This window comes from Agromyces sp. NPDC060279, from assembly GCF_042726785.1.
Classification (GTDB): Bacteria; Actinomycetota; Actinomycetes; order Actinomycetales; family Microbacteriaceae; genus Agromyces.
In genome coordinates, this window is record NZ_JBHXBK010000002.1 from 423,070 (window position 1) to 432,336 (window position 9,267).

Below are 9,267 nucleotides of genomic sequence, written 5' to 3' on the forward strand. Positions count from 1 at the left end.
TCGTATTGCCTGTTCCTGCTCCTTCGTATGCAGTCGTGCCCACACGGGGTGCGACGGGAAACAAAGGAGAGAGACCTCTTGGAAGGTCCTGAAATCACGTTCGCCGAGACCGTCATCGACAACGGCAAGTTCGGCACCCGCACCATCCGCTTCGAGACCGGACGCCTCGCCCAGCAGGCGCAGGGCTCCGCCGTCGCCTACATCGACGAAGAGACCATGCTGCTCTCGGCGACGAGCGTCTCGAAGCAGCCGAAGGATCACTTCGACTTCTTCCCGCTCACGATCGACGTCGAAGAGCGCATGTACGCCGCGGGCCGCATCCCCGGCTCGTTCTTCCGCCGTGAGGGCCGCCCCTCGACCGAGGCGATCCTCACCTGCCGCCTCATCGACCGCCCGCTCCGCCCCTCCTTCGTCGAGGGCCTGCGCAACGAGGTCCAGGTCGTCGTGACCGTCCTCGCCATCGAGCCCGACGAGCTCTACGACGTGCTCGCCATCAACGCCGCGTCGCTCTCGACGCAGCTGTCCGGCCTGCCGTTCTCCGGCCCGGTCGCCGGCGTCCGCGTCGCGCTCATCGACGGCCAGTGGGTCGCGTTCCCGAAGCACGGCCAGCTCGAGGAGGCCGTGTTCAGCATGGTCGTCGCGGGCCGCGTCGTGTCCGAGGCCGACGGCTCCGAGGACGTCGCGATCATGATGATCGAGGCCGAGGCGACCGACAACGCGTGGAACCTCATCCAGGGCGGCGCCGTCAAGCCCGACGAGACCGTCATCGCGCAGGGCATCGAGGCCTCGAAGCCCTTCATCAAGCAGCTCGTCGAGGCGCAGCAGCAGGTCGCCAAGACCGCCGCGAAGCCCGTCGCTGACTACCCGACGTTCCCGCCGTACCAGCCTGAGGTCAAGGAGGCCGTCGAGGCCTTCGCGGCCGCCGAGCTGAAGGACGTCTACCAGATCGCCGGCAAGGTCGAGCGTCAGGACGCCGACGACGCACTCAAGGCGCGCGTCAAGGAGCACATCGCGGCCAAGGTCGAGGCGGGCGAGCTGCCCGAGTCGGCCAACGCCGAGGTCTCCGCGGCGTACAAGTCGGTCACCAAGAAGGTCATGCGTACGCGCGTGCTCGAGGAGGGCGTCCGCATCGACGGCCGCGGCCTCGCCGACATCCGTCCGCTCGACGCCGAGGTGCAGGTCGTGCCCCGCGTGCACGGCTCGGCCATCTTCCAGCGCGGCGAGACCCAGATCCTGGGCGTCACCACGCTGAACATGCTGAAGCTCGAGCAGCAGATCGACTCGCTGAGCCCGGTCACCAAGAAGCGCTACATGCACAACTACAACTTCCCGCCCTACTCGACCGGTGAGACCGGCCGCGTCGGGTCGCCGAAGCGTCGCGAGATCGGGCACGGCGCTCTCGCCGAGCGCGCGCTCGTGCCGGTGCTGCCCACGCGCGAAGAGTTCCCCTACGCGATCCGTCAGGTGTCCGAGGCCCTCGGCTCCAACGGCTCGACCTCGATGGGCTCCGTCTGCGCCTCGACCCTGTCGCTGCTGAACGCCGGTGTGCCGCTGCGCGCCCCGGTCGCCGGCATCGCCATGGGCCTCATCTCCGACACCGTGAACGGCGAGACCCGCTACGCGGCGCTCACCGACATCCTCGGTGCCGAGGACGCGCTCGGCGACATGGACTTCAAGGTCGCCGGCACGAGCGAGTTCGTCACGGCCATCCAGCTCGACACGAAGCTCGACGGCATCCCCGCCTCGGTGCTCGCCGGCGCGCTCACCCAGGCCAAGGAGGCCCGCACCACCATCCTCGCCGTGCTCAACGCGGCGATCGACGGCCCGGACGAGATGGCCCCGACCGCTCCGCGCGTCATCAGCGTGCAGATCCCGGTCGACAAGATCGGCGAGCTGATCGGCCCGAAGGGCAAGACGATCAACGCGATCCAGGACGAGACCGGCGCCGACATCTCCATCGAGGAGGACGGCACCGTCTACATCGGCGCCACCGACGGCCCCTCGGCCGAGGCGGCCCGCGCCCAGGTGAACGCGATCGCGAACCCCACCAACCCGGAGGTCGGCGAGCAGTTCCTCGGCACCGTCGTGAAGATCGCCACGTTCGGCGCCTTCGTGTCGCTGCTGCCGGGCAAGGACGGCCTGCTGCACATCTCCGAGGTGCGCAAGCTCGCCGGCGGCAAGCGCGTCGAGAACGTCGAGGACGTGCTGGGCGTCGGGCAGAAGCTGCTCGTCGAGATCACCAAGATCGACGACCGCGGCAAGCTCTCGCTCGCCCCGGTCCTGCAGGAGGACGCCGACGTCGAGGGTCGTGCCGCCACTGGCGAGCACACCGACGCGCCGGCCGAGGGTTCCGAGGTCGAGTGACCGCGGTTCCCGCCTGACACGCGGATGCCCCGCCCGATTCGTTCGGGCGGGGCATCCGTCGTTTCGCTGGGCCGCAGCGCGGCGTGAGGCTCAGAGCGGGAGGTAGCCCGCGCTGCGGAACAGCTCGTCGCGCTCGGCGAGGGCGCGCTCGGCGGCGGCCCGGGCCTCGGCGCGGCCGAGCAGCTGCTCGCGGTCGGTGCGCCGGCTGGCGCGGCGCAGGCCCCAGCTCGCGAGCCCGAGGCCGCTGCGGACGGCGAGGTCGGCGAGGCGGCCGGCGCCGGGGGAGAGGGTGGCGGTGGTCATGGTGATCACTCCTTCCGAGTGTGGTCCTGGGTGGCCTCGCCGCGCACGAGCGGGAAGGCGTTGAGGTGGATCTGGACGGGCATGGAGCCCGGCGTGGGCGTGCGCTTGTAGCGCTCGCCGAACTTCAGGAACACCGCGTCGATCTCGGCGACGAGCTCGGCGAGCTGTTCGACGGTGAGCCGGAGGTTGATCGTGTCGCTCGTCGCGACCTCGAGCCACTCCTTGCCGAAGACGTGCGGGCCGTCGGCGACGAAGTCCCGGTAGTTGCGGTCGCGGATCGTGAGCCACTCGTCTTCGACGAGCTTCGCGGCCAGCCGCTCGGCGCTGCCCGGGGGCAGGTCCTGCGGGTCGGGCACGGCGACCGAGCCGGGCGTGCGCTCCCACCACCGTTCACGGCCGGTGCCGCGGCTGGTGTCCTCGCGGACGAGGCCGGCGCGTTCGAGCTGGCGGAGGTGGTAGCTCATGGACCCGCTCGACTCGCTCAGTCGTTCGCCGAGCCCGCTCGCGGTGAGCGGCCCGTAGGAGGACAGTTCGTCGTAGATGCGGATGCGCAGCGGGTGCCCGAGCGACTTCAGGGCCGTCGCCGACAGCACGTGGTCGATGCCGGGATGCCGGGTGCTGCTCGGCTGGGCCTCGATGTGGCTCGGAGTCGTCTCGCTCATGGCTGCAAAGATAGCGTTGCAAAGAAAGCTTTGCAAGCATTTGTTTGCAATTATTCGTTTGCAACGGATTCTTGGCGATCGCCGGCGAGGATCGGACGCGGGCCGGTGCTCGCCGGCGCTGCGCGAGCGGGCTAGCGATCGAGCAGCGGCCCGAGTCGATAGGGGATGAGCTCGCCCATCGAGAGCGAGGTCTCGGTGCGCTCGACCCCGTCGATCGCGAGGATCTCGCCGTCGATGCGGAAGAGGTCGTGCGCGTCGCGGCAGACGACGCGCGCGAGCAGGTCGACCGAGCCGGAGAGTCCGTGAGCCTGCAGGACCTCGGGGATCTCGGCGATGCGGGCCACGACCTCGCCGAGCTCCTTCTGCCGCACGTGCACCGAGACGAAGGCCTCGAGCGGGTAGCCGAGCGGCGCCGGATCGATCGCCCGCTCGAAGGACGCGAAGGCGCCGGATGCCTCGAGCCGGGCGAGCCTGGCCTGCACCGTGTTGCGGCTGAGGCCCAGGCGCTCCGCGAGGGCGACGACGGTCGCGCGATGGTCGGCGGCGAGGGCGGCGAGGAGGGCTCGATCGAGGTGGTCGAGAGTGCTCATGCTGCGCAGTGTAGCGAGGTTCGGCGCCCGCCGCCTTGGCAACATGCTCAATGATTCTGGCAATGCTTGAGCTGTGTGACCTTCCGACGTAGCCTCAGGCGTATCCGGCGACGTGGCCGGAGTCGGAGCGCCCACGAAGCGCCCCGCCGAACCAGGAGGATCGACGATGACCCTTTCCGACCGTGATGCGACCGGGCTCTTGACGAGGCCCGAGTCGTTCGTGCAGCTCGTCGACGAGACGGGGGCCCGGCGCCACGACGCCGAGTTCGACCCCTGGGTCGCCGACGTCGACGCGGCCGCCCTCGGCCGGCTCTACCGCGACATGGTCATCGTCCGCCGGCTCGACGCGGAGGGGGTCGCGCTGCAGCGTCAGGGCGAGCTCGGGCTCTGGCCGCCGCTCGCCGGGCAGGAGGCCGCGCAGATCGGCTCCGTGCGCGCCCTCCGCGACGACGACTTCGCCTTCACGAGCTACCGGGAGCTCGCCGTGGCCTGGGCCCGCGGGGTCGCCGCCGAGGGCCTCGTGACCACCTGGCGCGGCACCGCGTCGTCCGGCTGGGACCCGGCCGCGCACCGCGTGGCGGTGCCGCAGATCATCATCGGCGCGCAGGCGCTGCACGCCACCGGCTACGCGATGGGGTTGCGCTGGGACCACTCGGACGCCGCCGCGATCGCCTACTTCGGCGACGGCGCCACGAGCGAGGGCGACGTCAACGAGGCGTTCGTCTTCGCCTCGAGCTTCGACGCGCCCGTCGTCTTCTTCTGCCAGAACAACCACTGGGCGATCTCCGAGCCGGTCGGGCTGCAGTCGAAGCAGGAGCTGGCCCGCCGCGCCGACGGCTTCGCGATGCCCGGTATCCGGGTCGACGGCAACGACGTGCTCGCCGTGCTCGCCGTCACCCGCATGGCCCTCGAGCGCGCCCGCCGCGGCGAAGGACCGAGCCTCATCGAGGCCGTCACCTATCGCATGGGCCCGCACACCACCGCCGACGACCCCAGCCGCTACCGCGACGAGGCTGAACTCGCCGCCTGGCGGGAGCGCGATCCGATCGCTCGGCTGCTCGCCCTCCTCGACGGGCTCGGGGTCGACGTCGCCGGCCTCGAGCGCGAGACGGCCGAGGCGGCCGACGCCGCCGCGGCCGAGCTCCGCACCGCCTGCCTCGGCCTCGCCGATCCGCCCGCCCTCAGCGTGTTCGACCACGTCTACGCCGAGCCGAACAGCCACCTCGCCCGCCAGCGCGAGCAGTACGCGCGGTATCTCGCGCTCTTCGCCGACGAGGCATCCGACGAGAATGGAGCCGGGCGATGACCACCCTCACCCTCGGCAAGGCCCTGAACCGGGGCCTGCGCAACGCCCTCACCGCCGACCCGCGCGTCGTCCTCCTGGGCGAGGACATCGGCACGCTCGGCGGCGTCTTCCGCATCACCGACGGGCTCCAGGCGGAGTTCGGCCGCGAGCGAGTGGTCGACTCGCCGCTGTCGGAGGCGGGGCTCATCGGCACTGCGGTCGGGCTCGCCTACCGAGGCTTCCGCCCAGTCGTCGAGATCCAGTTCGACGGCTTCATCTATCCCGGCTTCGACCAGATCGTCGCGCAGGTGGCGAAGCTGCACTACCGCTCGCGCGGCGCGGTGAAGGTGCCCATCACGATCCGGGTGCCCTTCGGCGGCGGCATCGGCGCAGCCGAGCACCACTCCGAGTCGCCCGAGGCGTACTTCGCGCACACCGCTGGGCTCCGCGTCGTCGTCTGCTCGAACCCGGCGGACGCGCACGTCATGATCCAGCAGGCCATCGCCTGCGACGATCCGGTGATCTTCTTCGAGCCCAAGCGCCGCTACCACGCGAAGGGCGAGGTCGACGAGACCGCGAGCCTCGCCGACGCGAAGCCGATGGGCATCGCGACGGTGGTCGCCCCCGGGGACGACGTGACGCTCGTCACCTACGGCGCCCTCGTGCAGACGGCCACGGACGCCGCGGTCGCCGCGGCCGAGGACGGGATCTCCATCGAGGTCATCGATCTGCGCTCCTTGGCGCCGGTGGACTACCCGACCCTCGAGGCCTCCGTGCGGCGCACCGGCCGGCTCGTCATCGCGCACGAGGCGGGCCAGCAGGGCGGGGTCGGCGCCGAGATCGCCGCGAGCCTCACCGAGCGCTGCTTCGACTACCTGGAGCACGCGCCCGTACGGGTCACGGGCCACGACATCCCGTACCCGCCGGCGAAGCTCGAGCAGCACCATCTGCCGGACCTCGACCGCATCCTCGACGGCGTCGACCGCGTGCTCGGCCGCGCCAACTCGCTCTCGGAGGTCGAGGCGTGAGCGGCGTGCGCGCGTTCGCGCTGCCCGACCTCGGCGAGGGGCTCACGGAGTCGGAGCTCGTCGCCTGGCGCGTGTCGGTCGGCGACCGCATCGAGCTCAACCAGATCGTCGCCGACGTCGAGACGGCGAAGGCCGTCGTCGAGCTGCCGTCGCCCTTCGCCGGGGTGATCACGGCCCTGCACGCCGAGCCCGGCCAGACGGTCGAGGTCGGCGCGCCGTTGTTCTCGTGCGAGACCGGCGACGGAGGCCCAGCCGGCGGTCCGGGCGACGACGAGGCGGATGCCTCGGGCGGCGCCGGGGCCGAAGCCGACGCGCAGGCCGAGCCGAAGCGCGAGCCGACGCTCGTCGGCTACGGCGCCGCGGCCGATCGCGGGCCACGCCGTCGCCGACGCGTCCCGCCCCCCGGCGGGGCGGCACCGGCAGCAGCCGGCGGCGAGGCATCCGCCGCGACCCCTGCGACCGCGCTCACGAGCCCTGCCCCCGGGCCCTCGCGGCGCGGCGACCGGCCTCGCTCGACGCCGCCGGTGCGCCGGCTCGCGCGCGAGCTCGGCGTCGACCTCGACGCGGTCGAGGGCACGGGGGAGCGCGGCCTGATCACGCGCGACGACGTCGAACGCGCGGCGAACGCCGTCCGGCCGTCCGCCGCCGCACCGGCGGCGCCCCGCCCGGCGGCGGGCGAACGACCGGCCGAGACGCGCATCCCCATCCGCGGCGTCCGCAAGCACACGGCCGCCGCGATGGTGCGCAGCGCCTTCACCGCGCCGCACGTGACCGAGTTCCTCACCGTCGACGTGACCGCGACGATGGAGCTCCTGCGCGGCCTGCGCGAGGATCGCGCCTTCGCCGGGCATCGGATCACGCCGCTCGCCGTCGTCGCGAAGGCGGTCTGCCTCGCCGCGGCGCGCACCCCGGAGGTCAACGCGCGCTGGGACGAGGAGGCGCAGGAGATCGTGCAGTTCGCGGGCGTGAACCTCGGCATCGCCGCGGCGACGGATCGCGGGCTCGTCGTACCGGTGATCCCCGGCGCCGAGCGGATGACCCTCGTCGAGCTGGCCGACGCGATCGGCGCGCTCGCCGAGACCGCCCGCGCCGGCCGCACGAGCCCGGCCGAGTTGTCCGGCGGCACGATGTCGATCACGAACATCGGCGTCTTCGGGATCGACGCGGGCACGCCGATCCTGAACCCGGGGGAGGCCGCGATCCTCGCGACCGGCCAGGTGCGCCGGCTGCCGTGGGAGCACCGCGGCGAGATCGCGCTGCGCGAGGTGATGACCCTCTCGCTCTCCTTCGATCACCGACTCGTCGACGGCGAGCAGGGCTCGCGCTTCCTCGGCGACGTCGGCCGGCTCCTGCGGGAGCCGGGGTTCGCCCTCACGATGTGAGCGGGCCGCGGGGGATGGCGGCACCGTCCCCCGCGGCGTAGCCTCGCCCGCAGGGCCGCAGCTGCGGCCGGGGACGAGGGACGGGATGGACGACCGCACACTGCTGCTCGCGGAGGACACGGCCGAGGCACTCGCCGGCACGCCGTTCGAACACGCCGTGGACCACCTCGTCGCGAGCTACGAGACGGGGGACTTCTCGGCCGGGGTGCGCCTGCTCGACCGCGTCGCGGTCGTCGCCGACGAGCTCGCGCACCATCCGGACGTGCACGTGCGCTGGGGCTCGATCACCTTCGAACTGCGCTCGCACGACGTCGGCGGGGTGACCCGGCGCGACGTCGTGCTCGCGCAGCGCATCCACGCGCTCGCGAGCGAGTAGCGGCCCGCGGTCCTCGCGGCGCCGGGCTCAGTCGAGCTCGTAGACGAGGCGCTCCGTCTCGCCGCCGCGGGCGGGCGCGTAGACGAGTTCGCGGGCGACCTCCGCGAAGCCGAGCTTCGCGAGCACCGCCCGGGAGCCCTGGTTGTCGGCTGCGACCCGGGCGCGCACGGGGCGCTCCGGCAGCCCGTCGAGCAGGAGTCGCAGGGCGCGGGTGGCGATGCCGAGGCCCCAGTGGTCGGGATCGATCCAGGAGTCGAGCACGGCCACGCCGTGCTCGCGGCGCACCTCCACGTCGCCGACGATGCGGCCGTCGGCGCGCACGGTGCGGGTGGTGAGCTCGGGATCGGCGAGGCGCTCGGCCCAGCGGGCGTCGAATGCGGGGCGGTCGTCGTCGCCCGGCGCGAACGCGGCCTGGTGGACGGCGGTCTCGTCGTGGTGGAAGCGGAACAGTGCGTCGAGATCGGCGGCGCGGGTGGGGCGCAGCGTCACGACATGAGGCTCGCCCATGTCATTTCCTCCAGAATGCCGCGGATGGTGGTCGCGGCGGGTCGGCGCCCAGGGGTGCGGGCGCTGTGCGGAGTGGAGTTCATGAGGCCGAAGGCGGCGTGTGCCCTGACCCTGAGCTCCTCTTCGGCCAGATCCGGCCGGAGTCGATCGAGCACGCCGACCCAGTGTTCGACGTACCTGCGCTGGAGGGTGCGCATCTCGTGCCGTGCGGCGGGGTCGAGCTGGGTGACCTCGCGCTCCTGCACGGCGATGACGTCGGCGTCGCCGACGGCGAACTCGACGTGGAAGCGGATGAGGGCGCGCAGCGCCGCGTCCGGGGTCGCATCGACGGCGAGCACGCGTTCGGCTCCGTCGAGCAGCGCCCGGCTCGCGTCGACCAGGATGGCAGCGAGCACGGCGCCCTTGCCCGGGAAGTGCCGGTAGACGGCCGGGCCGGAGACCCCGACGGCCGCGCCGAGCTCGTCGAGGGTGACGCCGGCGTAGCCGCGCGCCGCGAAGAGCGCGGCGGCGGCGTCGAGGATGGCGGCGCGCCGATCGGCCTTGCGGAGGCTCCGCTGCGTGGGGGCCTCGACCTCGGTGCCGCTCGTCATCCGTGCTCCGCGTCGTCGGGTGTTCAGTGAGTGCAGGTTAACCGGGTCGCGCTCGAGCGGTCAACCTGGCGCACGCGGGCGGGAGGGGATTCGCGCCGGGGGAGGGGGCTGCGCGCCCCATCCGCCTCCCGTGGACTCGATCTCCTCCGGCGGCGCGTGCCGCGCTTGCCGTTTCGGTTA

At 72.5% G+C, this 9,267-nt stretch carries 10 protein-coding genes; 5 read left to right on the forward strand and 5 right to left on the reverse strand.

All coding sequences use genetic code 11. From position 1 onward, the window contains the following. Positions 1 to 78: 78 nt before the first annotated feature. Complete coding sequence (locus ACFWE1_RS10650; RefSeq protein ID WP_376933425.1) at positions 79 to 2,364, forward strand: polyribonucleotide nucleotidyltransferase; 2,286 nt, start codon at positions 79 to 81, stop codon at positions 2,362 to 2,364. Positions 2,365 to 2,454: 90 nt separating this feature from the next. Here the strand turns inward: ACFWE1_RS10650 and ACFWE1_RS10655 are convergent, their stop codons facing one another. The 3 genes from ACFWE1_RS10655 to ACFWE1_RS10665 all read right to left on the reverse strand — a co-directional run bounded on the left by ACFWE1_RS10655 (position 2,455) and on the right by ACFWE1_RS10665 (position 3,919). Next, the gene (locus ACFWE1_RS10655; RefSeq protein ID WP_376933426.1) at positions 2,455 to 2,667 is read right to left on the reverse strand and encodes a hypothetical protein; all 213 of its coding nucleotides are present in this window, start codon (positions 2,665 to 2,667) and stop codon (positions 2,455 to 2,457) included. Positions 2,668 to 2,672: 5 nt separating this feature from the next. Then, positions 2,673 to 3,329, reverse strand: a complete 657-nt coding sequence (locus ACFWE1_RS10660) for an ArsR/SmtB family transcription factor (RefSeq protein WP_376933427.1) — start codon at positions 3,327 to 3,329, stop codon at positions 2,673 to 2,675. A 131-nt stretch (positions 3,330 to 3,460) separates the two neighbouring features. After that, positions 3,461 to 3,919 (reverse strand): Lrp/AsnC family transcriptional regulator, encoded by a 459-nt coding sequence (locus tag ACFWE1_RS10665; RefSeq protein ID WP_376933428.1) that lies wholly within the window; start codon positions 3,917 to 3,919, stop codon positions 3,461 to 3,463. Positions 3,920 to 4,085: 166 nt separating this feature from the next. Between ACFWE1_RS10665 and pdhA the strand changes: the two genes are divergently transcribed. From pdhA to ACFWE1_RS10685, 4 genes are all read left to right on the forward strand, one after another. Further along, on the forward strand, positions 4,086 to 5,225 hold the full coding sequence (gene pdhA, locus ACFWE1_RS10670; protein ID WP_376933429.1) for a pyruvate dehydrogenase (acetyl-transferring) E1 component subunit alpha: 1,140 nt from the start codon (positions 4,086 to 4,088) through the stop codon (positions 5,223 to 5,225). Further along, positions 5,222 to 6,232: an alpha-ketoacid dehydrogenase subunit beta gene (locus tag ACFWE1_RS10675; protein ID WP_376933430.1), complete on the forward strand. Its 1,011-nt coding sequence runs from the start codon at positions 5,222 to 5,224 to the stop codon at positions 6,230 to 6,232. Before pdhA ends, ACFWE1_RS10675 begins: the two co-directional genes overlap by 4 nt. Beyond that, the gene (locus tag ACFWE1_RS10680) at positions 6,229 to 7,614 is read left to right on the forward strand and encodes a dihydrolipoamide acetyltransferase family protein (RefSeq protein WP_376933431.1); all 1,386 of its coding nucleotides are present in this window, start codon (positions 6,229 to 6,231) and stop codon (positions 7,612 to 7,614) included. The genes ACFWE1_RS10675 and ACFWE1_RS10680 overlap by 4 nt, the downstream gene beginning before the upstream one ends. An 85-nt stretch (positions 7,615 to 7,699) precedes the next feature. Then, on the forward strand, positions 7,700 to 7,990 hold the full coding sequence (locus tag ACFWE1_RS10685) for a 4a-hydroxytetrahydrobiopterin dehydratase (protein ID WP_376933432.1): 291 nt from the start codon (positions 7,700 to 7,702) through the stop codon (positions 7,988 to 7,990). Positions 7,991 to 8,017: 27 nt separating this feature from the next. Here ACFWE1_RS10685 and ACFWE1_RS10690 read toward each other — a convergent pair whose 3' ends face one another. After that, positions 8,018 to 8,497, reverse strand: coding sequence for a GNAT family N-acetyltransferase (locus ACFWE1_RS10690; RefSeq protein ID WP_376933433.1), 480 nt, complete (start codon positions 8,495 to 8,497; stop codon positions 8,018 to 8,020). Next, positions 8,476 to 9,087: a TetR/AcrR family transcriptional regulator gene (locus ACFWE1_RS10695; protein ID WP_376933434.1), complete on the reverse strand. Its 612-nt coding sequence runs from the start codon at positions 9,085 to 9,087 to the stop codon at positions 8,476 to 8,478. The genes ACFWE1_RS10690 and ACFWE1_RS10695 overlap by 22 nt, the downstream gene beginning before the upstream one ends. Between the last annotated feature and the right edge of the window lie 180 nt (positions 9,088 to 9,267).

Excerpts from the sequence above, each read along its gene's own strand:
- ACFWE1_RS10695 (WP_376933434.1), bottom strand. The coding sequence starts at position 9,087 with ATGACGAGCGGCACCGAGGTCGAGGCCCCCACGCAGCGGAGCCTCCGC.
- ACFWE1_RS10655 (WP_376933426.1), bottom strand. The coding sequence starts at position 2,667 with ATGACCACCGCCACCCTCTCCCCCGGCGCCGGCCGCCTCGCCGACCTC.
- ACFWE1_RS10690 (WP_376933433.1), bottom strand. The coding sequence starts at position 8,497 with ATGGGCGAGCCTCATGTCGTGACGCTGCGCCCCACCCGCGCCGCCGAT.
- ACFWE1_RS10685 (WP_376933432.1), top strand. The coding sequence starts at position 7,700 with ATGGACGACCGCACACTGCTGCTCGCGGAGGACACGGCCGAGGCACTC.
- ACFWE1_RS10675 (WP_376933430.1), top strand. The coding sequence starts at position 5,222 with ATGACCACCCTCACCCTCGGCAAGGCCCTGAACCGGGGCCTGCGCAAC.
- ACFWE1_RS10660 (WP_376933427.1), bottom strand. The coding sequence starts at position 3,329 with ATGAGCGAGACGACTCCGAGCCACATCGAGGCCCAGCCGAGCAGCACC.
- pdhA (WP_376933429.1), top strand. The coding sequence starts at position 4,086 with ATGACCCTTTCCGACCGTGATGCGACCGGGCTCTTGACGAGGCCCGAG.
- ACFWE1_RS10665 (WP_376933428.1), bottom strand. The coding sequence starts at position 3,919 with ATGAGCACTCTCGACCACCTCGATCGAGCCCTCCTCGCCGCCCTCGCC.